Source organism: Paenibacillus abyssi, assembly GCF_014640295.1.
Classification (GTDB): Bacteria; Bacillota; Bacilli; order Paenibacillales; family Paenibacillaceae; genus Paenibacillus_D; species Paenibacillus_D abyssi.
This window is the reverse complement of the sequence record NZ_BMGR01000015.1, coordinates 56,647-80,620: the sequence shown is the minus strand read 5'-3', so window position 1 is coordinate 80,620 and position 23,974 is coordinate 56,647. Positions and strand designations below refer to the sequence as shown.

The window sequence follows — 23,974 nt, the reverse complement described above, 5'->3', positions numbered from 1 at the left end:
ACTATTGTCACGAAATGTTCACAAAGATTAAAATCTAATAAAGAAAGCACTTCCAAGTGAAGGAGAGGAGTGGAACAATTGGTTCCCAGTCAGAATCGTATCATCGCTGCCGCTATACAGATGAACTGTGAACTCGGTCGTGTAGAAGCGAATCTTCAAAAAGCCGAACGATTAATCGGGACGGCTGCAAGCAGGGGGGCCCAATTGGCCGTACTGCCTGAACTATTCAACACAGGATACAGAGTCGAGAAAAAGGACGGTGAGTTATCGGAAAGCATCCCCGGACCGACTGCCCAGTGGATGGCGCAGCAAGCCCAAAAGCATAACATGCATTTGGTCGCGGCGATTTTGGAGAAAGGAGTAAGCGCCGGGCTCGTATATGACACGGCAGTCGTAGCAGGGCCGAACGGCATTTTGGGCACCTATCGCAAAACCCACTTATGGGATAAAGAGAATATCCGTTTTACGAAAGGGGATCAGTTCCCGGTAATTAAAACGGGAGTCTACAATCTAGGCATGCAAATTTGCTATGAAGTGGGATTTCCGGAAGGCGCGCGCATTCTTACGTTCAAAGGCGCGGATATCATTGTGTATCCTTCTGCTTTCGGCAAGGCCCGGTTATATGCGTGGGATATTGCTACCAGGTCCCGCGCGCTTGAGAACGGCGCTTTTGTCATTGCTGCGAACCGTACCGGAGTGGAAAAAGGGGAAACGGAGTTTGGCGGCCACAGCAGAATCGTTGATCCGACAGGCACCGTGCTGGCTGAGGCGGCAGAAGAGGATGACGTTATTATAGCCGAATTGAATCTGTCATTAATCCATGAACAACGGAGAACGATCCCTTACCTGCGTGATTTTAACCGAAGTTTAATATCCAGTGAATATAACACGGAGAGGTGAACGAAAATGGAAGAGAACCGAAATAATAGTTTGGTATCCAAAGACATCGTTCCGATTAAAGCGCATCAAAGAGTCATTTCCGGGTTCGGCTTTTTTAATATTTGGGTCGGTATGGCTGTTATCATCGCCACATTTCTGATCGGAGGCAACGGCATTGACTCTATGTCCATATGGGAGCTGGCGATCGCCATATTCATCGCGAATCTGATCATTGCAATTATCGGCAGCTTAAGCGGCGATATCGGGATTGAACACGGATTGTCTTTCGCAGCCTACCTTAGAGCGCCGTTTGGAACCTGGGGTGTACATATTCCGGCAGTCAGCAGAGGTATCGTCGCGGCGATATGGTTCGGTATTCAAACCTACCTGGGTGCGATTGCCATTAATTATCTGGTAGCAAGCATGACGGGTTTTGACTCCTGGTTTCTATGGTATGTTATATTTGCCGTCGTGCAAATCATCAATACCGCTCTTGGTATCAAAGCCATCGACCGTTTTGCCGTCATTGCGGCACCGGCTATTATTTTGATCTCAATCTGGATATTTATGAAAGTAAACGGTATGGCTGCCGACAAAGGAATCGATATTGCAACCTATTCAGGCACCCAAAACACAACCTCATGGTTTTTGATTATGATTGCCAACATGGGTTTCTGGTCCGCACTGGCCATCGACATCCCCAACATCACCCGTTATGTTAAAGCCCCATCCAATGAAAGAAATTGGTTCAAACGCAATCTGAGCAATTTTATTCCCCATATTACTGCACTGCCGCTGGTACAAACATTTATGGGCGTGATCGGAGCCGTCAGCCTGCTCGGTGCAGGCGATGCGAATCCGATTAACGTAATCCAAGGAACGGCAAGCGGTTGGACGTATGTTATTCTGCTATTGATGATTGTTTTAGCGCAGTGGTCGACCAATACCGCGGCGAATCTCATTCCAGCTTCGTTGACGTTTGTTAATGCAGGAGCAAAATTCCGCTTGAATTTCTTAACCGGCTTAATTATCGCTGGCATTATCGGAACGGTAATCCAGCCTTGGGAAATTCTTAATAACCTCTTTGTTTACTTAGGCTACTATGGGGCCGTACTCTCCGCTGTAGCTGGCATCATTATATGCGACTATTATGTGATCAGACGCCGCAGGCTGCACGTGAAAGACTTGTATCAGCATGAAGGCCAATTCAAATATGACGGTGGTGTTAATCTCGCCGGCATGATTGCATGGATCATTGGCGGCGGCCTCGCGCTTCTGTTTATGGATTACATGTACATCATTGGTTTCCCTGCAGGATTTATTGCCTATTACTTGCTCATGAAGGGCTGGTATCTGAAACGCCACAGGCAGGCTGAAGTCGAGTCGGGATTTTCGGATTCCTATTTGGGAACAACAGTGGGTCGGGATTGGGATATTCCAGTCCATGAGCCGGCAGGCAGCAAGTCGGATAAGGCCGCTGTTCATTCATAATATTAACGGTAAAAGGAGAGGATCTGCGTGTCCCAAAAGAAGGAGATCATTGTAGCTTATGGTATTGATGTCGATGCGGTAGCAGGTTGGCTCGGTTCTTACGGCGGGGAGGATTCCCCGGATGACATCTCCAGAGGTCTGTTTGCAGGTGAGATCGGCTCAGAGAGGCTGCTCAAATTATTTGACAAATACAACTTGAAGACGACATGGTTTATCCCGGGTCACTCCATTGAGACCTTCCCTGAACAAACCCGCATGGTTGTGGAAGCGGGACACGAAATCGGCATTCATGGTTATTCCCATGAAAACCCGATCGCTATGACGGAACAGCAGGAAGAAGCCGTTCTGCTAAAATGCATTGAGCTGGTGGAAAAAGTATCAGGAAAACGGCCGACAGGTTATGTAGCGCCTTGGTGGGAATTTTCTAACATCACCAATGAGCTCCTGTTGAAAAACGGAATTAAGTACGACCACAGCTTGATGCATAACGATTTCCATCCGTATTATGTAAGAGTGGGCGACAGCTGGACGAGAATCGATTATTCCCAGCCTGCGGAAACCTGGATGAAACCGCTGCAAAGAGGCCAAGAAACGGATTTGATTGAAATCCCGGCGAACTGGTATTTGGACGATCTGCCGCCGATGATGTTCATCAAGAAATCTCCGAACAGCCATGGGTTTGTCAATCCGTGCGACATCGAGCAAATGTGGCGTGACCAGTTTGATTGGGTATACCGGGAATACGACTATGCCGTGTTCACGATGACGATCCATCCGGATGTCAGCGGCAGGCCGCAGGTACTGATGATGCATGAGAGACTGATCGAGTATATTAACAGCCATGAAGGGGTGCGCTGGGCGACCTTTGATGAAATAGCCGATGATTTTAGCCGCCGTAATCCCCGCAAAAAATAATCATTCGCTTGGTTAGGGAGCTGCAGTTATCCGCTGCAGTTCCCTAAATTTCATGAAGGAGGGGACAGGATGTGCGTGCTGTGCGGAGGCTTCGTACTTCAGGAGCATTGGACGGAAAAAAGCTCTGATGATGGGGGGGCGATCATGACGGTTGGCGGGGATTCAGGAAGAAACCGTCAGCGTCAAAGGCTGCTGCGAACGAATATGGCCAATCGAATTCTGGGTTATTACGGCCTGAAAATGGAGGATTGGAACGGCAGCAAGTATATACTGCGGGATTCGAAAGGGTCTTCAGAGATCGTATATGATCTGGGTTCCCTTTGGCCTGCGGTGGAAAAAATGATCCGCAAAGCTGCCGATCCGCTCGATCCTCAACTCATTGAGCGGATGCAAGAGAATCCTCGTATTTAAAAGGAGCGCCTAAGCATGCCCAAAATTCCGGTGATCATTCTTTCAGGGTTTTTAGGCAGCGGCAAAACTTCACTGCTGACTAAAGCTCTTAAACAAAATGAACTTCAAAACAGTGCCATTATCGTTAATGAGTTTGGCAAAATCGGGCTGGACCATCATTTGTTATCGAGAGTGGAGGAGCGCACGCTGCTGCTTGGCGGCGGCTGTGTTTGCTGTTCGACGAGAGAGGATCTCGTTGCTGCCATTTTGGCACTGCTTAACGATATGCAATCAGGTGTTCAGCAAAAGGTTGACCGGGTTATCGTCGAAACGACAGGGCTTGCGGATCCGTCGCCGATCTGGTTTACGATCCTGCGGCATCCCGTATTGCAGCATCATTTTGATGTGGATCGAATTTTAGTTACGCTTGATGCCGTTAACGGCATGTTTCATCTCGACCAGCATGAAGAGTCGATAAAGCAAACTGCAGTGGCCGATCAAATCATCATCACCAAAACGGACATCGCTTCAGGCGAGCAGATTGAGCAGCTGCTTGAACGTATAGCTTCCATCAATCCCGCTGCTTCCATTGGGACGACACATGCCGATGACCCGGATGGTTCACGTTTTTTTGTCGGTGATGCACAAGCGGTGAGAACGGTTCAGGCCGTTGACTCCGCCGATTTGGCAAAGGCTCATGCCGGTGATACGTGTTCCATTTCCATTCGATTCGACAGGCCGCTCGATTGGCATGCGTTCGGACTATGGCTCAGCATGCTGCTGCATGCAAGAGGGACAGCTATTTTACGCGTGAAAGGGCTGCTCGACCTGGGCGGGGAGGGGCCGGTCTCTTTGAACGGCGTTCAGCATATCATCCATCCTCCCGAGCATTTGGATCATTGGCCCGAGGGGATCAGGGCATCGAACATCGTATTTATTATGAAGCAGGTAGAGCCGCAGCAGATCTTGGATTCTCTGCTCGCTTTTCAGCACGTTCTGGGAGCAGTACCCTATGCGCTGGAGGTAAAAACAGCGATTTAACTCGAAAAAGTGGCGCAGCGGTTGACCGCTGCGCCACTTTTATTGAATGTTACGGATCTCCCGCCTTCATAGGGCGGCGTCAGCCGTCTCTGTCTGGGTGGAAACATCCTTATCCGTCACTTTCATCTGTTTCCGGTGATGCAAGGTGTAATAGGTGATATACGTTAACGCAACAATGAAACCGCCGGTCAAATACATGGTGCGATAGCTTGACTGCGCTGCGATAACGCCTAATACATAAGAACCGAGCGCGTAACCGGAATCGAATAACACAAAATAGGTTCCCGTGGCGAGCCCGCTGTTGCCCGAGGAGGAAGCTCTGACGGCAATGGTCTGAAAGCTGGGAAGGAGGGCGCCGAAGCCAAGCCCGATAATCGCTCCCGTCAGCAAAAACACGCCAGGCTGGCTGACTTGACTTAGCCCAATCATGCCGATAACGAATAATGCGATCCCCGGATACACAAGCACATGCTCACCCAACCGGTCGAATACTCTGCCCGTGAACGGCCGTGAGATCAATATTGCTGCGGCAAACACCATGAAAAAGTAGCTGGCATACGCTTCTAACCCGATCTCATTCGAATAGACGGACAAGAACGTTGTGATGGCGCCGTAAGAAAAAGCCAGCACGCAGCCCGATAATGAGATCGGCAGCGCTTTGAGCTCGATAAAACTTCTCCAATGCCAGGAGCGCTGAAGCCGTATTTTCGCGGCTCGAGCCGGAATTCGCGTCATCATGCCGAATACCATGGATAAAAATGAGAATGCCGTGCACCAGACAAATAGAACAGTAAAGTTATAGCTTGCTGCAATTGTTAAGCCGACGAATGGGCCCACAACCATAGCCAGGCTCATAAAGAGGCTGAAATAACCGATCCCTTGGCCTTTGCGGTCAAGCGGAACGGTATCAACGGCTATAGCGGATGTTGCTGTGGCAGCCATGCCAAAGCCAATGCCGTGCACAATGCGCAAGGCTAATAACAAGTTGAAATCGGCTATGAACAGATACAGCACACTGCAGATGGTGAAGATAATGAGCCCCGCGAACAGGATTTTTTTGCGAGACCGCTCATCCAGCCATTTCCCGGTTATAGGACGGAATATAATACCTGCGATGACGAAAACGGTGGTGACCAACCCAATATCGGCTTGGCTCCCGTGAAGCTCCTCGACAACGAACTTCGGCAGGGTGACAGCCAGGATATAAAAGTTCATAAAAACGAAGAAACTGCTGATACAAATGGATATAAAATCCCTGCTCCATAAAGCCTGCTTCTGCATTGCTGGATCGCTTCCTTTATGATTGCCGTATTAACTGGCGTCAACGGCATCATTAATTTTCAGTAGTGTGTTCCTTAAGACAGCCTCTTCTGTCTCAGAGAGTGACGAAGTCATGGCTTGCACAAACAATTGCTCCTGTGGAGCGAGCTGTTCATTCAACTTCTTTCCATTCTCCGTAACAAAGATAAGGAAGGACCTTCTGTCCTCCGGGTTATTTTCCCTTCGAATGCAACCTTTCCGCTCCAGCTGATCCAAGATTCTAGTCACATTAGCCGGATCCTTCTCCGATCGTTCCGACAATTCACGCTGCGATATGCCATCCTTCAGGGTGAGCTTGTTCAATACCGACCACTGCTCCGAGGTAATGTCATAGGCTTGAAAGCGGAGCGTTAGTTTCTGGCTCAGCTTTCTTCCAATATTGCTAATCATAAAGCCGATCGATTCGTCTTCACGCATCCGGGTCAATTCTCCTTTGTTTGTATTGTATATAATATTAGCATGGCAATAGTTCGTATATCAATCAATTATTCGCGAAAGAATAAGCTGCCGTAATGTATACAGTGACAAAGCCCTTGACTTTCCATGGAGGAAAGGTCAAGGGCTTTGTTGTCGGTTCGGATGACCAGCAGGTCCTAATCACGATTCATCATGGTGATTGGAGTGCTCTTCTCCGCATCCATCTTGGGTTGTATTTGATTGAGATTGTCAATGAACTTCTTCGTTAACTCAGGATCCCACTGGGTGCCTTGGCCTTCCTTTAAGATGTACAGTGCTCTCTCCACCGTCATTCCTTTCCGGTAAGGACGGTCTGAAGTCATCGCGTCAAACGCGTCCGCTATTGCAATAATCCTGCCCATCAACGGGATGTTGTCGCCCGCCAGCCCGTCCGGATATCCACGGCCGTCAAAGCGTTCATGGTGAGACCGAACCCCCGGCAATATATCGAACATGGCATCGGCGGGTTCGATTTGCCGCAGTATTTTTTCCCCCAGCAGTGGATGAAGTTTGATCATCTCGAACTCTTCCTCGGTCAGCCGGCCTTCCTTCAGCAGAACGGTATCCCTGACTCCGATCTTTCCGATGTCGTGCAATAACGCGGTTTTTTTCAATATATCCAGCTCCTGCTCGTGCAGGTTGGCTAACCGGCCGATCTCAAGGGAATAACGGGCTACCCGTTCCGAGTGACCTGCTGTATAGGGATCGCGGGCATCAAGTGCGGCTGCAAGTGTTGTAAAATAGCTTTGAATGAGCAGGTTATTCATACTTTCCCGCGCTTTTAATCCACTCACCATATGATTAAATCCGGCGACTAATTTGGAAAATTCATCGGAATAAATGTCGGCTGTACGGACGTCGAAGTCCCCGGTCTGCACGCTGCCCATCGCTTTGTTAATACTGCGGATCGGATGTTCGATCTCTCTTGACAGCACCCACGCACCCAAGGATGAGAAGGCGATGCCCACCAATAGGATGATGCCCGCCCAATTCCAGTAATCGACCGCGTTTTGATGCGCGGTCACATCTTGACGAATGTATCCGCTCAAAATAAACAGTAACAGAGGGAACGTTCCGATTAAAAAAGCGCTGAACTGAAACTTTCGCTGAATCGAAACAAGCACTTGGCCGTTAAGGGATAAATCGATGCCGTACAAATCTAAGGAAAGCTGTCTTATATACATAACGAGCGGTCGTATGGATTGAGACGTAAGGAAAAACTCCATAAACGCATGCATGCATGCGACGAGCGGTACGCCAACTGCCGCGAGAAACAAATAGGAAAAGGGAAGAGAGAGCAGCTCTTGCTGAACACCGATTAATAACATGATCGCAGCCGGTATGGAAAGACCAAATAAATGGGGCCCGAAAATACGTTTTATTGCAAAAACCGGAAAACGGTGTGTATGTAAATAGACCGATTGGAGCGTTTCAATCGACGGCTGGCTCTGATGAAACATCTGGCGGATCGGCCGCAGGTGGCGATAAAAAACAAACAGCTCCGCAATCATCATGATCATCAGCGAGATCAACAGAATGGCCAGCAGCATGATGGCTTCATGGCCTGGCACCTGTAATGCAGAAAATATAAAAATGCTGCCGACGCCTAACACGGCTGCGGTCGATCCGATGATGTAGTCTCGAATAAGTCGCCTAATGAAGTCCTTGTATATATGCAAAGCCATACCTTCTTCGTTGTCGAATTTGAATGAATGATTGAATCGTTTAGTTTACTTTCAACAAAAACAGCTACAAATCCTGTTCCTTCGATAATTTTTTTGTCAGGGATTATGTTATGTCAAAGGTTTTCAGAAAACTTGACATATTTCAATAATTATTTCTATAATGCCTAGTATGATTATAGGGTTTATTTTAATTTTAGGGGGAACATGCATCATGTTAAGAAACATCCAAGGAAAAAGCTTAAAAGGGATCACGGCTTTGTTGATGGTTCTTGTACTGCTGACAATTACAGCATGCGGAGCTAATTCAAACCAAGATTCATCCGGCGCAGGAGAACAATCTGCGGATTCATCGGAAACTGAAAAAACCGACTTTGTCGTTGGCTATCTGAATGTTATGGACGATGCGCAGGCCATGCTTGCATATGAGGCTGGTTTGTATGATAAACACGGCTTAAATGTAACGATGCAAAAATTCAGCAGCGGTACTGATTTGATTAAAGCTATGGTTGGCGGACAAGTGGACGCTGGCGTGCTTGGATTTACAAATGCAGTATCCTGGGCGGCCAAAGGCGCAGGCTTGAAGGTCGTCGGCGGCGCGCAAATGGGATTCCACAGCATCCTTGTCAAAGAGGACAGCGGGATTACTAAAGTTGAGGATTTGAAAGGCAAGAAGCTTGCGTCGCAAGGGCAAGGCAGCACGGCTGATATCGTACTTACCGGCGTGACCTTGAAAGATGCAAACCTGACGAAGCAAGATGTGCAAATGGTTTATATCGATCCGGCGCAATCGCTCCAGTCGCTTGTTTCCGGAGCAGTGGATGCGGCATTTGTATTTGAGCCTTATGACAGCATCGCCACCCAGACGCTCGGCATGAAGCAAATTTACGAGATCGGTAAAGTGTGGCCGTTTCCTTGTATGGTTGTGATCACAACTGACGAGCATTTAGAGAATAACCCTGAAGCGGTGGATAAACTGCTGGATGCACAAAAAGAAGCGATCGAAATGCTGCAGCAGGATCCACAGCAATCCGCGGAGCGAATTCTTAACTACTTCGTGGATACAGATACAATGACGACGCATCATGGCGGCGAGATCGAGTCGGTGGAAGTCGTCAAACAAGCGATCGAAACGCAAATCTTCCATTGGGACATTACGCCGGAGCATGTCAGCCGGATGCAGGATATCGCAAATCTTATGATGGAACAAGGAATATTGGAGAAAGAAGTTAACGTGGAAGAGATTCTGGATCTTAGTTGGCAGGAGAAACAAGAACAATCGTAATGGTTTAAATCTTTGGATATATTAAAATCACATTTCAGTAAGGAGAATTTCGATGAGCCAACCAGCTCCCACTTCATCCGCTCAGATGAAACCCAAATCGAAACCCTTATGGCGAAAAGTGCTTCCCTTCCTCTCTGCGGTGGGGAGCCTTCTTGCTATTTGGCAGATAACGGCATTCTTTTTGCCCGCTTATTTAATGCCTGACGTGCCGGCCGTTTTTAAACGGCTGTTCAACAGTTTGAGTAATGATGATTTTATGAATGGAATTGCAAAAAGCTTGTATAGGCTGGGGTGGGGATATCCGCTGGCCTGCCTGTTTGGTGCTGCGTTGGGCTTACTCGCCGGCATCTCGCGCGCGTTTGCTGTCTATCTGCGCAGCTTGATATCTATATTGCAGGCGATCCCGCCGATCACTTGGGTTCCATTATTTAGTATATTGCTCGGCTTTGGAGATGCAACGATCATCACCGTTATCGTCATTGCAAGCTTTTTCCCGATGGCACTTTCTGTGCTGAATTCAACCGAGGGTGTTAACAAAACGCATCTGGAGCTGGCCCGTGTAATGGGAGCCAACCGGTTTCAATTGCTGACAAAGGTATTCGGCCCTGAATCGCTTCCGGCATTTGTTACTGGGGCACAGGTTGCTTTTGGTAACGCTTGGCGTTCATTGATTGCTGCGGAGATGGTAGCCGGAGTCACAATCGGGCTGGGTTATTATTCCCGCTGGCGGGGTGAAGTGGCCGACATGGAAGGCGTACTGATGAGTATACTGGTTATCGGTACGATCGCGTGTTTCCTGGATCTGGTCGTTCTTGAATGGTTGAAGCGGCGGCTGCTTCGTTATCGTTATGTAAAGACAGGAGGCGCTGAGTAATTATGCAATCCATTCAGGTTGATAATATTTCCAAACGGTTCGGAAGCCTTGAAGTACTGAAAAATGTTACAATTGACTTGAAGCAGGGCGAGTTTGCCGCCATTGTCGGACCTTCCGGCTGCGGCAAAAGCACGGTACTGCGTATGATTGCAGGTTTGGATACGCCAACCGAGGGCCACGTCACTGCTAATCAAAAGCCGATAAAAGATCCGGATCCAAGCCGCGTTCTCATCTTCCAGGAGCATGCCCTGTACCCGTGGAGAACGGTGGAGAAGAATGTGGGTTTTGGCCTTGAGCTTGCAGGCGTCCCTAAGCAGAAACGCAAGGAGAAAGTGGGTGAGCTGCTGGAGAAGGTCGGATTGGGCGGTTTCCAGACTTATTATCCGCATCAGTTATCCGGGGGGATGAGACAAAGAGCCTCCATCGCCCGCGCGCTGGCTATGGAACCGGAGGTACTGTTGTTGGACGAGCCCTTTGGAGCCTTGGATGCCATCACAAAAATTACGATGCAGAACGAGCTGCTCCGACTTTGGGAGGGCTCCGGCAAAACGGTGCTGCTGATCACCCATGATATTGACGAGGCCATCTATCTTGCGGATACGATCCATGTCATGAGTCCGCGTCCGGGACAAATCGTGGAAACGGTCCGTTCGACAATTCCGCGGCCCCGGAACCGCAATGGAGCGGATTTTGTTCAAGTTCGCGAGAAAATCATGGCCCATTTGGATTTAACCAAATAAGGAAATGTTAGGCGAGAAAGGAGAGAAAGAATGGGCGTATATAATAATATAACGGAATTGATCGGCAATACGCCGATCCTGCATTTGCAGCGGATTGTACCTGAAGGTGCTGCGGATGTATTTGTGAAGCTGGAGCGGTTCAATCCGTCCGGAAGCGTCAAGGACAGGGCGGCTTTCAGCCTGATCGATACAGCCGAGAAACAAGGGTTAATTGGTCCCGGGGCTACGATCATCGAGCCGACCAGCGGCAACACGGGAATTGGACTCGCGATGATCTCCGCCGCTAAAGGTTATAAAGCGATTCTGATCATGCCGGATAACATGTCGAAGGAACGGATTAATATACTGAAAGCTTACGGAGCCGAGGTTGTACTGACGCCGAGCGAGCAAAGAATGCCTGGCTGTATTGCTAAGGCGCTGGAGCTGAAGGAAAAAATCCCGGGCAGCTTTATCCCGCAGCAGTTCGAAAATCCGGCCAACCCGGATATTCACCGGACAACGACCGCACTGGAGATTTTGGCGCAGATGGACAATAATCTGGATGCTTTTGTAGCGACGGCAGGCACGGGCGGAACCATTACCGGAACCGGCGAGACGCTGCGTGAGCACCTGCCAAACCTGCATATCGCAGTCGTTGAGCCTAAGGGCTCGCCCGTATTGTCGGGGGGGCAGCCGGGACCGCATAAACTAGTGGGTACAAGCCCGGGCTTCGTTCCGCAAATTCTGAACACCAGTGTATACAATGAAATCATTCAGATCGCGGATGAAGAGGCGATTAATACAACGATCGATTTAGCGAAGAAGGAAGGCCTCTTGGTTGGACCGTCCTCAGGAGCCTCCGTTTATGCGGCAATTACGGTTGCCAAAAGGTTAGGCCCGGGCAAACGGGTCGTATGTATTGCTCCGGATACCGGGGAGCGTTACCTCAGCATGAATTTGTTCTAAAGCATGATGAAATCCAAATAACCTGTTGTTACTCAACCGAGTAGCGACAGGTTATTTTTTGCGCGGGAAGAAATGGGAAGATCAGATTATCTATCTGATAAAGCGGCTTTTTCATGTGAAAAACGAAATCAAATATTCGTACGAAAGCACAAAAAATTAAACATAATGACAATTGGGCGGCAAAGTACAATTAGTTATGAAAACGCTGTCTAAAAAGTGAATGAATCATTAGTGCTTGGAGGAAAGGGGGAGTCATGGTGAAAGATAGTGGATGGCCTGTGAAAAGAAGAAAATGGAATGCCGAAATGTGGGTGGGGTACGGATTTATTTTTCCGACAATGGCTGCATTTCTTGTGTTTTCGCTCATTCCGACAATCGGAGTGATTATTCTCAGCTTCTTTGATTGGAATATGATCAACACTCCGGTCTTTTTGGGATTCGAAAATTATATCGAAATGTTCAGCAGATCCGAGTTTTGGCATTCGTTATGGGTGACGGTGCAATACGTACTCTACAGTCAGGTCACGAAGATCATTCTGGCTTTAAGCATTGCGCTGGCCTTGAACCAGAAGCTGCCTGGTATGAAACTCTTTCGAATTCCGATTATTATGCCGTGGATCGTGATGCCGATTGCGGTTGGAATTGTGTGGAAATGGATTTTGAGTCCCAGCACAGGGCTGTTGAATTATTATATACAGCAGGTCGGCCTGCCTACAGTAACGTGGTTTTCACCGGGCAATGTTCTGCAATCCATCGCTTTGGTTGATGTGTGGCAGTATTTCGGGTTTACAACTGTACTATTCTTAATCGGCTTGCAGGGCATTTCACCCATGTATTATGAAGCGGCGAGCATTGACGGAGCAAACAAGTGGAGAAGCTTCTGGCACATCACACTGCCGCTTTTGCGGCCGACGTTTTTGTTTGTTTTGGTCACGGCCGTCATCGGTTCCTTTCAAGTGTTTGATATTGTGTATGCAACCACGCAAGGCGGGCCCGGCGCGTTATCGAAGGTGTACTACTATCTCATTTATGAAAAAGGGTTCCAGCAGCTGCAAATGGGTTATGCGTCCGCGCTGTCTGTATTTTTATTCGTTGTATTAATGATCATGACGATGATCCAGTTACGTGTCTTTCGAGATAATCAGTAGAGAAAGGAGGGCTTGGTATTGAGGACAGCAGGCAATATGATCGCCTATCTTGTAGGCATCATGGCTTCCATTTTCGCCATCTTCCCGTTCCTGTGGATGGTGAGTACAAGTCTGAAGCCGCAGAACGAAATTTTCAAGTTTCCACCGGAATGGATTTCCAGTGAAGTGACGCTTCAAAGCTTTTTGAGAGTATGGCAGTCCATGCCCTTCGATCGTTATGCTTTTAATACGTTTATCGTGACCGCCGTCATCCTGGCAGGAACGTTAGTTTTTGCTTCGATAGCGGCATACAGCTTTGCCAGACTGCGTTATCCCGGGCGCGACAAGTTATTTGTCGTCCTTTTAGCCAGCATGATGATCCCTAAGATTGTCACAATGATCCCGGTGTATATCATGATGAGGGAACTCGGATTGATCGATACGTATGCGGCGATTATTCTTCCGTTGGTATTTGCGGAAGCTTATGAAGTGTTCTTGCTCCGTCAATTCTTTGCAACGATACCGGGTGAAATGGAGGAATCTGCAAAAATCGACGGAGCCGGCATTATTAGAACGTTTCTGACGATTATTGTCCCGATGTCCAAACCGATACTTGCTACCCTGACCGTACTCACTGTAGTCAAAAGCTGGAATAACTTCCTCTGGCCGCTTATTGTGACCAGCTCGGAAAGCAAATACTTGTTAAGTATCGGATTAGCCAACTTGAATGGCCAGAATACGTCTGATTGGGCTGGGATTATGGCGGCCTCATTTATCGCCCTGCTGCCGATACTTGCGATTTTCGCCGTGGCCCAGAAATATTTTGTGGAATCAATCCAGCTCACCGGATTGAAATAAAAAATTATTCAGGAGGAAATAACCATGAAAAAACCGATTATTTTAATGCTGATGACAGCGCTAGTCATCTCAATGCTAGCGGCCTGCAGTTCCGGCTCAGAGGGCAGCAATGCCGGCGGATCGTCAGCTGAACCATCCGATACAGGCAGTGAACAAGTTGAATTGCGTTATATGATTTGGGACACGAACCAGCAGCCGGCTTATCAGCAAATAATCGATGAATTCGAGAAAGAAAATCCGGATATCAAAGTGACCATGCAGGTCACGCCATGGAGCAATTATTGGGATAAATTAAATACCGAAATAGCCGGCGGCACGGCTCCGGACGTGTTCTGGAATTACATCCCCTACGTTGCGAGCTTTGCCAGCAAAAATGCCTTGCTTGATATTGCGCCTTATATCGAGCAGGATCATGTCGATTTAAGCAAGTTCAACGAGTCATTGCTGGAAGGTTTTGCGGATGGCGAAAAACGGTATGCGATTCCAAAGGATTGGGATACAATGGGATTATTCTACAATATGGATGCGCTGAAAGCAGCGGGTATTGAAGAATTCCCCGAGAGTTTGGAATTTAATACGGAGGATGGTGGTTCATTCGTCGAGTTCCTGCAGAAGCTTACGATTGACCGAAACGGAAAGCGTGCAGGGGAAGAGGGCTTTGACCCGAATAACATTCAGCAGCACGGCTTTATGTTTATTGACAGAGGACAAATTTCGTCCGGCCACCTTGCGGGCTTCGCCGCCTCCAACGGCGCAACAGTCCTTCAAGACAGCAAATTAGCGCTCGATGACAAGCTGCAAGACACGTTTTCCTTCTTGTATGATCTGGTTTATAAGTATAACGTGCATCCAAGCTATACGGATATCCAGACGAGCGGCTCGGACGGGAAGTTCTTCTCCGGACAAGTCGCCGTCTGGATGCAGGGTTCCTGGATGATGAAGCCGATTCAAGACGGGGCAAGCTTTGAATGGGGTATTGCGCCTATGCCGGAAGGCCCTGAGGGCAGAGTTGTAAGGGTCAACGGTCTGGGCGATACAATCTACGCCAAAACGGAGCATCCGGAAGCGGCTTGGAAATTCGCTTCCTATATCGCCAGCCCCAAAGGCCAGGATATCCTTGGAGAGACGGGATCCGTATTCCCCGGCAATGCCGATTCCATCGATAAATTTGTTGAATTCTATAAAGGAATCGGAATCGATCCGAGCATATTCGTCGAGCAATATAACGGGGGGACTACACTATCTCCTGCCCATGCCAATCAGAATGAATGGGAAAGTATTTTCGTGAAATATTCCAGCTTATCCTTATCAGGTGAGATGGATCCGGTAGAAGCGATGAAGAAGATTCAAGAAGAAGGCGATGCGATCGCGCCTGGACAATAAAGGTTAGCAACCATTTACGGAAAGGGATGAATCATATGGATAAAAATTTGCTAGGAACGAATGTCGTCACACAAATTGGAATTTTAGTTCATGATATCGAAGCGACAACCAGAGCTTACGCCGAATTTTTCGGTGTGGATGTGCCGGAAATTATCATAAGCGATACGGTAGACAAAACCAATATGGAATATAAGGGTAAGACGAGTCCAGCAAGATGCAGGCAATCTTTCTTTCATGTCGGCGGCGCCTGCATGATTGAGCTGATTGAACCGGACCATGAACCAAGTGAGTGGAGAGACGCGCTGAACAAAAACGGTGAAGGCGTACACCATATTGCATATGAAGTTGAGGGAACGGATGAAAAGATTCGGCTTCTGGAGAAGAACGGGATGCCGCTGACGCAGAAGGGGGACTATACGGGCGGGCGTTATGCTTATATCGATTCCACCGCTGACTTGAAAGTCATGATCGAACTGCTGGAAAATTTTAAAAAATAGTTAAAACCTAAAAAACGTAGAACGGCTCTGTCGCAAACGATGCGAACAGAGCCGTTTATTGTATTTTTATATGCGCGCTCAAACGTCTGGTCAAGCAATTGACGGCATCATTTGATTTCGATTAGGAGCTCCTGCCCCTAATACGGCGACAGCTTATCCGTTTCCTTCTCTCTATAGGCGCGGGGAGTTGTGCCGTATCGCGAGCGAAAGCTTCTGAAAAAGTAGGAATACGTACCGAAGCCGCATGTTTCCGCAATTTGCTCCAGCGTCATTTTGCTGTACATCATCCGTTCAACGGCAATCGATAAACGGACCTCCATCGCATACTGCATAATTGTTTTTCCGGCGGCCGATTTAAATAATGACACGGTTCTGGAGACGCTTAGATCAACATGATCAGCGACATCCTGCAGTGCAAAATTTTCGGTCGCATGCTCCTCAATATAATTCCGCATCCGGGTAACGAGAAACGAATGCATCCGGGGATGCGGTTGACTGCCGCTCAATGGATGGCTTCGATCAATATTCAGACACAATACCCGTAGCAAATAATCCACAATTTCCTTATTCTCCGACTGCCTTCGTTTCTCTAGGTTGATCTGCTTCCATATATTCAGCATCGACGGATCCATTAATAGCTTTATGATTTTATTTCTCGGGTGACTCGACCACCATTCCTTTATCCAATCTCCGCTGCAATAAATATAAAAATCGCTGACCGGCGTACTCCCGTCCCTCCGGCCTTCGATCCTCAGCTCATAACCATCCCCGGGAGCGAGCAGCAGCAGCGTGCCGGGCTCTATGAAATGCTCCCTGCCATCCACGACGGCAGCGCAGATGCCTTCGTATTGAAGCCTCAGCAAATAAGTGTCCAGATTGAACGTCGCTTCGTATTTACGGGTATGGGATACAAAATCGGCAGTGACGACATGGGATAGGGCGGCTGCCATGGGCCCACCTCCTGACAGAAGAGTTAATCTGGATTCATAATAGCCTACTCAATAGGCGTTAACAAGATATGATATAGATTCTGATAAAGATAATAAGCATATTGGAAAGGTTACTGGGATTTTCGAAATTCTGCGCAGCAGCAGATTTTTCTATAATGATTACAAGTCCGGTACAGTAGAAGAAATTGGAAGTGTTAAATTCGAAATGAAAGTATACCGGAACAATCACTCATTAAGGATGTGAGCTCAATGATGACATGCGGTGGCTGCAGCAAGGCGGATCGTTGTGAAGCGAGGGAGGAAGACAGGAGCTGCAAGGGGATCCTGGACAGGCTTGACAGACAACCATCCGAACCGATCGACGGCACGAGTCAAATCTTTGTACGAAAGAACAAAATATTAAACATCCTGACGCCAAGCAGCAACAGTACAATAAATTCATGAAAGCGTTATTTCATATTACGCTCGAATGAAAGGATGATGGTTGTGAAACCGATTAAAATTGCCATCGCCGGTTGCGGCATTGTGGCTCAGCAGGATTATTTTCCGATCCTGGCGCTTAATGAAATCCGGGAGAAGATTGAAGTGACTGCGGTATGTGACGTTGTGCCGGGAAGAGCGCAGGAAATGTGTCTGAAATATGGTTTCGGCAGCGCTTATACCGATTATGAAGCAATGCTGCAAAATGCCGATGCGGATCTGATTGCCATTCTGACGCCAATCCCGCTGCATTACCGGCAGGCCCTCTCTGCACTGAATGCCGGCAAGCATGTCTATGTTCAAAAAACGATGACGACGACCTCAGAGGAAGCGTTGGAGCTCACTCGCATAGCCAAAGAGAAAGGGCTGATCCTGGGGGCTTCACCTGGGCAAATGCTGGACCGGTATCATCAGGAGGCAAAACGGATCATCGACAGCGGCAAGATCGGCAAAGTCTGTTTCGTACGCGGTCAAGGACCGCATCCCGGTCATGAATTCGAGGATTTGAAAGGGATTGATCCTTCCTGGTATTACAAACCGGGAGGCGGTCCGATGATGGATGTCGCCGTGTATCCGCTTACGAGCATCACCGGCATTTTGGGACCGGCCAAACGTGTGACTGCCTTATCGGGCGTTGCTGTAGCAGACCGCTGCTGGGAGGGTAAGAAGCTGGATGTGCAGATGGATGACAATACGGTCGTTCTGCTTGATTACGGCGATGGCGTCTTCGCCAGTGTGCAGGGAAACTATGTCACGCGTTCGTTCAATACGCCGCAATTCGAATTTGTTGGTTCGAAGGGTACGCTGGTTATAGGCGGTTGGATGCGCAGAGACGTGCCACTGGAAGTATTCACGCCGGAAGAAGGATGGACCCGGCCGGAAGTTCCGGAAGACGGGCAAATGCAAGACGTACCGATGATGCATACGATGGTCGATCTGCTTCACATGGTAAGCTGCGTGAATGGGGACACGGATTTGCAGCTGGGAGGCGAGCGTACGGCCCATGTCATTGAAATTATTGAGAAGGCGTACGAATCGGCGCGAAGCGGATCGGTCAAGGAGCTGAGCACTTCATTCCTTTTACCGGAGCCTGCTGCAAATCGGTGATTCGTACAACGGGTTGGAGGCAGCTTAGGGAGGAGGTACAGATTGGATAGATTGAAGGTCGGCATTATCGGGACGGGATTTTCAGCCCAAGCGCAGATGGAAGCGATTAAACGGCTCCATAACGCCGAGATTACGGCAATTGCGGCAAGCAGCATGGAGAAGGCGGAGCAAATGGCTAAAGCATGCGGCATACCGGCTTGGTATGATGATGCTTATGCGCTGATTAACGATCCGGAGGTCGAAGTCATTCACAATTGCACGCCCAATTATTTGCATTTTCCGCTGAATAAGGCGGCACTGCTTGCCGGCAAGCATCTGTTGTCCGAGAAACCGCTTGCCCTTAACAGTAAAGAATCCGCCGAGCTGGCTGAATTGGCGAAACACGCAAAAGGCGTGAGCGGGGTTTGCTTTAACTACAGACATTATCCGCTTGTCGCACATCTTAAAGAGGCCATTTCCACCGAGGAATACGGCAAATCGTTTCTCGTGAGCGGAGGATACTGCCAGGACTGGCTGCTGTATAACACCGACTGCAATTGGCGAATGCAGACCGAGCAAAACGGCGTATCGCGTGCCATTGCCGATATCGGTTCGCATTGGTGTGACCTTCTCCAATATATTACGGGCCAGAACATTGTGGAGCTGTGCGCTGATCTGCAAACAGTGCACCCTGTACGCTATCAAACGAAACGGCTGGCAGACGGCAAAAAAGCAGTAGAGCCGGTTAGTGTCAGCACAGAGGACTTTGGCAGCGTACTGGTCCGGTTTGACGGAGGATTGCGCGGAGCGTTCACGGTTTCTCAGGTCAGTGCCGGACGCAAAAACCGGCTGCACTTTGAAATTGCTGCGGAGAAGGCGTGCCTTGCCTGGGATCAGGAGGAACCGAATCGGCTTTGGGTAGGAAGACGCGATGAACAGAACGGTGAACTGGTCCGGGATGCAGCTTTGTTATCTCCGTTTGCGGGATTGCTGACCCATTATCCTGGCGGACACCAGGAAGGCTGGCCGGACGCGCTTAAAAATCTGATTCAGCAATTCTATGACGCCGTTATTCGAAAAAAAGCAGGTACAGTAAACGCGGAAGCATCGCATGTCGCTTCATTTGAGCAGGGCCACCGGATTATGCAGGTGGTGGATGCCATTATGGAGAGCAGCCGGACCGGAAGGTGGGTTAGCATCCCCGCGTTTGCGACGGCCCAACAATCATGATTTTATAAAAAAAGCGATAAAGAGAGGATGTTAAACGATGAAACTTAGCCCAGAGGAATTGAAAAATGGAAGACTTGATCCGGAAACCGTGGAGAGTGCAGTTGAGCAGGTCAGACTCAATGGTTATGTGTTATTTGAAGGTGTGCTGGATTCAGAGCAGGTAGAAAAAATGCGCAGCGCCTTTATGAATGCGCTTGATGAAGCGACTAACCGTTCTCCGGAATCAACGGAAGTGAACACGACGGAATTCCGTAAAAACCGTGTAAGAATGGATCTGCCGTTCGATGAGCCGTTCATTGATCCGAGCGTGATCACAAGCCCATTCGTACTGCCTGTTGTGGAGAAGCTGATAGGAGCGGACTGCGCCTGCATTTACCTGTCGGCGGATGCTCCGCTTCCCGGCTCGGATTATCAGGTTGTCCATTCCGACCAAACGCCGTTTTTCCCGGAATCGACGGTTTCGCTGCCGCCGGCCGGAATCGTGCTGAATATTCCGCTGGTGGATGTGACGGAGGAGAACGGTCCGATGGAAGCCTTCCCGGGAGGCAACCATTTGATGCCTGAGAACCGGAATCATCCGAAATATATCGAAGAGGCGGCATCCCATCTGACGCCTGTACGTATGACGATGCCCAAAGGCTCTTTGCTGATCCGTGATCTTCGGATGTGGCACAGAGGCACACCGAACAACTCGGATCATGTCCGCCCGAACGTGGCGATCATTTATGCCAGACCGTGGTGGCGCGGTGGATATCAGGAAACGCTGGGTATTTCGCGCGAGAAATTCGAAGGCTTGTCCGACCGGGCCAAGAAGCTGTTCCGTCTGGAGAAAATCAAGGAAGAACAGCCAAGCTGATATACGAGGGCAAGGAGCTGGGGTGACCTCAGCTCCTTGCTTGTTCTACCCCCTGCTAACCTCTCGTCTTCCCCGGTACTCATTGGGCGTCTTGCCACAATGCTTCTTGAACACCTGGCTGAAGTACCGGCCGTCGTTAAAGCCGACGCGCTCGGCAATTTCCTGATTGCTCAGCCAATGCTGCTGCTCCATCATCTTTTTGGCTTCCTCTATGCGAAGCTGAGATACGAATTCATTAAAATTGATGCCGGTGGCCCGGACGAAAATACGGCTGAGATGGCTGAGGCTAATATGGAATTTTTCCGAGATGGCGCTCAAATGAATATCTGAATGATGATAATGCTCTTGAATATACATCACGATCTTTTCCGGCAGACTGGCAACGGCATAGGTTTTTTGTGTGACGATCCACTGACAGAGCGAGGTGACAGCGTTGGCAAGCTCCTGCATCAGCGATTCAAAGGTGCGATACTGGTTCATGTTGTTCATCAGGGGGAGAAAGTCCAGCTCTTTGTTCCATTTCTCGGAAATCTTGGAGAGCCGGATTAGGATTTCGGTACAAACGCTGTAGACAAATTCCTTCTTGCCTATTTTCCGCAGGCGGGTTGTAAGGGATGCCAGATAAGCCGCAGCTGCTTCCACATTGCCGTTCTCAATGGAATCGTAGAAAGCCTGCTCGATCGCAAATGGCGTCTCATCTATGAGAGACAGGGTCCCGCCTGCTGAAGGAAGGGTATCATCCGACCAAAAATACTGCTGCTCCAAAGCTTGCGCCGCCGTTTGATAGGAGCCGTGAAGCTCTTCAACCGACTTGAACACGGTGCCGATTCCAAGCGACTGCTTCGATTTTAAGTGCATTCGTACGTTTTCCAAGCCTTCCCGGGCTGCTTCAAGCACCCGTTTCTCCCATAACGGCAGTGAAATACCCGGTGTGAACTTGGCTACGACGACACACCGGTCTCCGACATGAAAAACAAGCGGAATGCAATGAAACCGTTCGAAGGTTTCGAGCAGGATATTTTGGACGGCATACTGATAGACAGGAAGCCATTTGTCTTTTTGCGGATCGCAAATGCTGTGCAGCTCATAGACGACGACCTGCCCTTTGTTCAGCTCCAGGCCGAGCCGGTTCATTTTTCCCTGCAGTGAAGGAAGCTCCTTGTTGCCGTTCATGATCAGCTTCATCAGTATACCGGACTCCGTTAGTTCACTGCTGTCTTCCCATCTTTTCTCGCTTATTTCGTCTTCACGCTCACGCTCAAGCCGCTGCTGAAGTTGAGCATGAGCTTTCATCATTGTTTTCTTGAATTCATCGATATCGAGCGGTTTCAGCAAATAATCGAAGACTTGATTCCTCATCGCGGTCCGGACAAAATCGAATTCATTATAACCGCTTAACATGAGGACCATTGTTTTGGGGAAATGCTCCAGAATATAACGGGACAGCTCCAGCCCGTTCATGCCCGGCATTTTCACATCGCTCAGGAGGATATCCGGCTTATGCTGACGGACGAGCTCTTTGCCCTCGAGTCCGTTTTTTCCCACCCCGACAACTTCACAGTTCCATTCCTGCCAATCGATTTTCTCCGTCAGCCACCGGCATACCATGGGCTCATCGTCAACGATCACTACGCTAAACATGCCATTTCCCCCTAGGTAATAAAATTTCAACAATTGTGCCGAAGTTCGGCGAGCTTTGTACCGTTAAACCATAGGCTTCTCCGCATAATAAATGAATGCGGTTCTGTACATTGGTCAGACCGTTGCCGGTACCGGAGTTTCCCGGTCCTGATTCCCGATGTTCGTTGAACAGCGACTGTACCGTTTCTTCTGTCATGCCAATTCCATCGTCTATGATTTGAAATTTCAAGGCATGCTCCAGCAGAAATCCGTTGATATACAGCCGGCCGTTATCCATCTTGCTTTCCAGCCCGTGCTGGTAGGCGTTCTCAATGATCGGCTGCAGAATGAAGCGGGGCAGGAGGTGATCCATCATCGATTCATCGACGGTCACTGATACTTCTACCTTATCCTGAAACCTCATCTTCTGAATGGTCAGGTAGGATTGGATAATGTCCAGCTCTTCCCGCACGGAGATGATGTCTTTCTTCTTATCGATACTGGTCTTCAGCAGTCTTGCCAGGGCGACCGTCGCTTTCTCCGCATCGGCGTTGTTCCCGAATGAAGTTAGCAGCCGGATCGTTTCCAAGGTGTTATACAGAAAATGCGGATTGATCTGCGCTTTCAGCGCCTTGAATTCGGCCTCCTTCTGGCTGAGCTCCTTCTGATACACCTCGGAGACCAGGTAATTGATCCTGTCCATCATCCGGTTGAAGCTTCTGCCTACAAATCCGAATTCATCTCTTCGTTTGATATCCACCCGAACATTAAAATTATCCTGTTCAAAACGGTTCATCGCCCGGATCAGATCCTTCAGCGGCCGGAATAGGAAGGTTGAGCTGATCCATATAAAGAGGATGCCGATCAGAATGCCGGCGAGTCCGATTTCGATAATCCGGAACCCGATTTCCCTTGTTCCCTGGGTAAGCTCCTGAACCGATACCAGGGAGGAAACCCGCCACAGTGAGTTCGACTTATAGGTGGTGAGCAGCATCCTCTCGGATGAAGGGAGGGTAATATTCGTCGGCGTACCGTCTTGGATTTGCTTTGATTTGACCAGAATATAGACGGGATTGGCTTTGATATCAGGCCGATTGAGCGCAACAGGCTGCTCGGATTCGTTATAAATGAATGTGTAACGGTTCGTCGCGGTTTGAATCCGGGATTCTAAATATTTGTTCTCCACCATCAGCGTGATATATCCGATGATCTCCAGATTCACCCGATCGCGTATGGCGCGATGGATGTACATATAGTCATTCTCCACCTTCCACACGATTCCGCCTTCTGGATTATAGATCCGTTTGTTCAGCTCCAGAAACCGAGTATCGTAGTCGCTGTATAGATTCATCCGATAACGCAGCTTCGACGTGTCATAGATGAAGACGTTGAGAAATTTGTCCGGTGAGACGATATTTTTAAGCGATACGATTCGTTCCAGATCAAAATTTTGATTCATTTCCTCCAATCCGCTCCGGTAACCGGCCTTAAGGATATTTTGCACTTCGCTATCCATCGTGAGCGCGCTTGTCAGCAAATTGTACAGCGACACGGTTTCTTCTACGCGTTCACTGATCGCCTGCACCTCCTGCCGGTTATATTCAATAGCATGAAACGTCTCCCGGGGGATAGCGACCCGGTAAATAAAGATTTCAATGATAGCGATTACAATAACGAGAATAAGCGTTGTAAAAAGAATCAGCTTATGCTTTACGTTAGAAAACAAGTAAACGAAAAATCGATGGAGCATATGGCCAGACCCCTTACGCTTCTTGAGTTAAATTCATCATACTACACTTAAAAAGGATGTGGTACGTACCGCAGCAAGTTAGCAAATATTTGTACGAAACCACAAAAAATTAAACATTG

Annotated in this window: 23 protein-coding genes; 17 read left to right on the top strand and 6 right to left on the bottom strand. The window is 48.7% G+C overall.

Annotated features, from left to right (window positions below):
* Nucleotides 1-78: 78 nt before the first annotated feature.
* The 5 genes from IEW11_RS20155 (at nt 79) to IEW11_RS20135 (ending at nt 4,716) form a co-directional block, all read left to right on the top strand.
* Nucleotides 79-900, top strand: a complete 822-nt coding sequence (locus IEW11_RS20155; protein ID WP_229725501.1) for a carbon-nitrogen hydrolase family protein — start codon at nt 79-81, stop codon at nt 898-900.
* Between the two features lie 6 nt (nt 901-906).
* Nucleotides 907-2,370 carry an NCS1 family transporter gene (locus tag IEW11_RS20150; RefSeq protein WP_188532870.1) on the top strand — a complete coding sequence of 488 codons (1,464 nt, stop codon included), beginning with the start codon at nt 907-909 and terminating at the stop codon, nt 2,368-2,370.
* A gap of 27 nt (nt 2,371-2,397) precedes the next feature.
* Nucleotides 2,398-3,285 (top strand): polysaccharide deacetylase family protein, encoded by an 888-nt coding sequence (locus tag IEW11_RS20145; protein WP_188532869.1) that lies wholly within the window; start codon nt 2,398-2,400, stop codon nt 3,283-3,285.
* Between the two features lie 69 nt (nt 3,286-3,354).
* Complete coding sequence (locus IEW11_RS20140) at nt 3,355-3,696, top strand: hypothetical protein (RefSeq protein ID WP_188532868.1); 342 nt, start codon at nt 3,355-3,357, stop codon at nt 3,694-3,696.
* Between the two features lie 15 nt (nt 3,697-3,711).
* A complete protein-coding gene (locus IEW11_RS20135; RefSeq protein WP_188532867.1) occupies nt 3,712-4,716 on the top strand; it encodes a CobW family GTP-binding protein in 1,005 nt (334 codons plus the stop codon).
* Between the two features lie 66 nt (nt 4,717-4,782).
* Here IEW11_RS20135 and IEW11_RS20130 read toward each other — a convergent pair whose 3' ends face one another.
* From IEW11_RS20130 to IEW11_RS20120, 3 genes are all read right to left on the bottom strand, one after another.
* Entirely contained in the window at nt 4,783-5,997 is a 1,215-nt protein-coding gene (locus IEW11_RS20130; protein WP_188532866.1) for an MFS transporter, read from the bottom strand.
* 30 nt (nt 5,998-6,027) lie between these two features.
* Nucleotides 6,028-6,453 (bottom strand): MarR family winged helix-turn-helix transcriptional regulator, encoded by a 426-nt coding sequence (locus IEW11_RS20125; protein WP_188532865.1) that lies wholly within the window; start codon nt 6,451-6,453, stop codon nt 6,028-6,030.
* Nucleotides 6,454-6,629: 176 nt separating this feature from the next.
* Nucleotides 6,630-8,177, bottom strand: a complete 1,548-nt coding sequence (locus IEW11_RS20120; protein WP_229725499.1) for an HD-GYP domain-containing protein — start codon at nt 8,175-8,177, stop codon at nt 6,630-6,632.
* 211 nt (nt 8,178-8,388) lie between these two features.
* On the opposite strand from IEW11_RS20120, the gene IEW11_RS20115 reads away from it, so the two are divergent.
* The 8 genes from IEW11_RS20115 to IEW11_RS20080 all read left to right on the top strand — a co-directional run bounded on the left by IEW11_RS20115 (nt 8,389) and on the right by IEW11_RS20080 (nt 15,883).
* Nucleotides 8,389-9,459 carry an ABC transporter substrate-binding protein gene (locus IEW11_RS20115; RefSeq protein WP_229725497.1) on the top strand — a complete coding sequence of 357 codons (1,071 nt, stop codon included), beginning with the start codon at nt 8,389-8,391 and terminating at the stop codon, nt 9,457-9,459.
* A 52-nt stretch (nt 9,460-9,511) separates the two neighbouring features.
* Nucleotides 9,512-10,333 carry an ABC transporter permease gene (locus IEW11_RS20110; RefSeq protein WP_229725495.1) on the top strand — a complete coding sequence of 274 codons (822 nt, stop codon included), beginning with the start codon at nt 9,512-9,514 and terminating at the stop codon, nt 10,331-10,333.
* Between the two features lie 2 nt (nt 10,334-10,335).
* Nucleotides 10,336-11,073, top strand: coding sequence for an ABC transporter ATP-binding protein (locus IEW11_RS20105; RefSeq protein WP_188532863.1), 738 nt, complete (start codon nt 10,336-10,338; stop codon nt 11,071-11,073).
* Nucleotides 11,074-11,103: 30 nt separating this feature from the next.
* On the top strand, nt 11,104-12,018 hold the full coding sequence (gene cysK / locus IEW11_RS20100; protein ID WP_188532862.1) for a cysteine synthase A: 915 nt from the start codon (nt 11,104-11,106) through the stop codon (nt 12,016-12,018).
* Between the two features lie 257 nt (nt 12,019-12,275).
* On the top strand, nt 12,276-13,166 hold the full coding sequence (locus IEW11_RS20095; protein ID WP_188532861.1) for a carbohydrate ABC transporter permease: 891 nt from the start codon (nt 12,276-12,278) through the stop codon (nt 13,164-13,166).
* An 18-nt stretch (nt 13,167-13,184) separates the two neighbouring features.
* Nucleotides 13,185-14,003: a carbohydrate ABC transporter permease gene (locus IEW11_RS20090; RefSeq protein WP_188532860.1), complete on the top strand. Its 819-nt coding sequence runs from the start codon at nt 13,185-13,187 to the stop codon at nt 14,001-14,003.
* A gap of 24 nt (nt 14,004-14,027) precedes the next feature.
* Nucleotides 14,028-15,386, top strand: coding sequence for an ABC transporter substrate-binding protein (locus tag IEW11_RS20085; protein WP_188532859.1), 1,359 nt, complete (start codon nt 14,028-14,030; stop codon nt 15,384-15,386).
* Nucleotides 15,387-15,421: 35 nt separating this feature from the next.
* A complete protein-coding gene (locus IEW11_RS20080; protein ID WP_188532858.1) occupies nt 15,422-15,883 on the top strand; it encodes a VOC family protein in 462 nt (153 codons plus the stop codon).
* Nucleotides 15,884-16,020: 137 nt separating this feature from the next.
* Here the strand turns inward: IEW11_RS20080 and IEW11_RS20075 are convergent, their stop codons facing one another.
* Complete coding sequence (locus tag IEW11_RS20075) at nt 16,021-16,833, bottom strand: helix-turn-helix domain-containing protein (protein WP_188532857.1); 813 nt, start codon at nt 16,831-16,833, stop codon at nt 16,021-16,023.
* A gap of 249 nt (nt 16,834-17,082) precedes the next feature.
* Between IEW11_RS20075 and IEW11_RS20070 the strand changes: the two genes are divergently transcribed.
* The 4 genes from IEW11_RS20070 to IEW11_RS20055 are packed head-to-tail and all read left to right on the top strand — an operon-like array spanning nt 17,083 to nt 20,485.
* Nucleotides 17,083-17,277: a hypothetical protein gene (locus IEW11_RS20070; RefSeq protein WP_188532856.1), complete on the top strand. Its 195-nt coding sequence runs from the start codon at nt 17,083-17,085 to the stop codon at nt 17,275-17,277.
* 42 nt (nt 17,278-17,319) lie between these two features.
* Nucleotides 17,320-18,420, top strand: a complete 1,101-nt coding sequence (locus tag IEW11_RS20065) for a Gfo/Idh/MocA family protein (protein WP_188532855.1) — start codon at nt 17,320-17,322, stop codon at nt 18,418-18,420.
* A gap of 42 nt (nt 18,421-18,462) precedes the next feature.
* Nucleotides 18,463-19,629 (top strand): Gfo/Idh/MocA family protein, encoded by a 1,167-nt coding sequence (locus tag IEW11_RS20060; protein ID WP_188532854.1) that lies wholly within the window; start codon nt 18,463-18,465, stop codon nt 19,627-19,629.
* Nucleotides 19,630-19,666: 37 nt separating this feature from the next.
* Entirely contained in the window at nt 19,667-20,485 is an 819-nt protein-coding gene (locus IEW11_RS20055) for a phytanoyl-CoA dioxygenase family protein (RefSeq protein WP_188532853.1), read from the top strand.
* A gap of 45 nt (nt 20,486-20,530) precedes the next feature.
* Here the strand turns inward: IEW11_RS20055 and IEW11_RS20050 are convergent, their stop codons facing one another.
* Both IEW11_RS20050 and IEW11_RS20045 read right to left on the bottom strand, forming a co-directional pair.
* Nucleotides 20,531-22,126 (bottom strand): response regulator, encoded by a 1,596-nt coding sequence (locus IEW11_RS20050; RefSeq protein WP_188532852.1) that lies wholly within the window; start codon nt 22,124-22,126, stop codon nt 20,531-20,533.
* Complete coding sequence (locus IEW11_RS20045; RefSeq protein ID WP_188532851.1) at nt 22,119-23,855, bottom strand: sensor histidine kinase; 1,737 nt, start codon at nt 23,853-23,855, stop codon at nt 22,119-22,121. Before IEW11_RS20045 ends, IEW11_RS20050 begins: the two co-directional genes overlap by 8 nt.
* Nucleotides 23,856-23,974: the final 119 nt, after the last annotated feature.

Coding starts and splice junctions, on each gene's coding strand:
- IEW11_RS20110 (WP_229725495.1), top strand. CDS start 9,512: ATGAGCCAACCAGCTCCCACTTCATCCGCTCAGATGAAACCCAAATCG.
- cysK (WP_188532862.1), top strand. CDS start 11,104: ATGGGCGTATATAATAATATAACGGAATTGATCGGCAATACGCCGATC.
- IEW11_RS20085 (WP_188532859.1), top strand. CDS start 14,028: ATGAAAAAACCGATTATTTTAATGCTGATGACAGCGCTAGTCATCTCA.
- IEW11_RS20135 (WP_188532867.1), top strand. CDS start 3,712: ATGCCCAAAATTCCGGTGATCATTCTTTCAGGGTTTTTAGGCAGCGGC.
- IEW11_RS20105 (WP_188532863.1), top strand. CDS start 10,336: ATGCAATCCATTCAGGTTGATAATATTTCCAAACGGTTCGGAAGCCTT.
- IEW11_RS20125 (WP_188532865.1), bottom strand. CDS start 6,453: ATGCGTGAAGACGAATCGATCGGCTTTATGATTAGCAATATTGGAAGA.
- IEW11_RS20130 (WP_188532866.1), bottom strand. CDS start 5,997: ATGCAGAAGCAGGCTTTATGGAGCAGGGATTTTATATCCATTTGTATC.
- IEW11_RS20050 (WP_188532852.1), bottom strand. CDS start 22,126: ATGTTTAGCGTAGTGATCGTTGACGATGAGCCCATGGTATGCCGGTGG.
- IEW11_RS20075 (WP_188532857.1), bottom strand. CDS start 16,833: ATGGCAGCCGCCCTATCCCATGTCGTCACTGCCGATTTTGTATCCCAT.
- IEW11_RS20045 (WP_188532851.1), bottom strand. CDS start 23,855: ATGCTCCATCGATTTTTCGTTTACTTGTTTTCTAACGTAAAGCATAAG.
- IEW11_RS20080 (WP_188532858.1), top strand. CDS start 15,422: ATGGATAAAAATTTGCTAGGAACGAATGTCGTCACACAAATTGGAATT.
- IEW11_RS20055 (WP_188532853.1), top strand. CDS start 19,667: ATGAAACTTAGCCCAGAGGAATTGAAAAATGGAAGACTTGATCCGGAA.
- IEW11_RS20070 (WP_188532856.1), top strand. CDS start 17,083: ATGATGACATGCGGTGGCTGCAGCAAGGCGGATCGTTGTGAAGCGAGG.
- IEW11_RS20120 (WP_229725499.1), bottom strand. CDS start 8,177: ATGGCTTTGCATATATACAAGGACTTCATTAGGCGACTTATTCGAGAC.
- IEW11_RS20150 (WP_188532870.1), top strand. CDS start 907: ATGGAAGAGAACCGAAATAATAGTTTGGTATCCAAAGACATCGTTCCG.
- IEW11_RS20115 (WP_229725497.1), top strand. CDS start 8,389: ATGTTAAGAAACATCCAAGGAAAAAGCTTAAAAGGGATCACGGCTTTG.
- IEW11_RS20140 (WP_188532868.1), top strand. CDS start 3,355: ATGTGCGTGCTGTGCGGAGGCTTCGTACTTCAGGAGCATTGGACGGAA.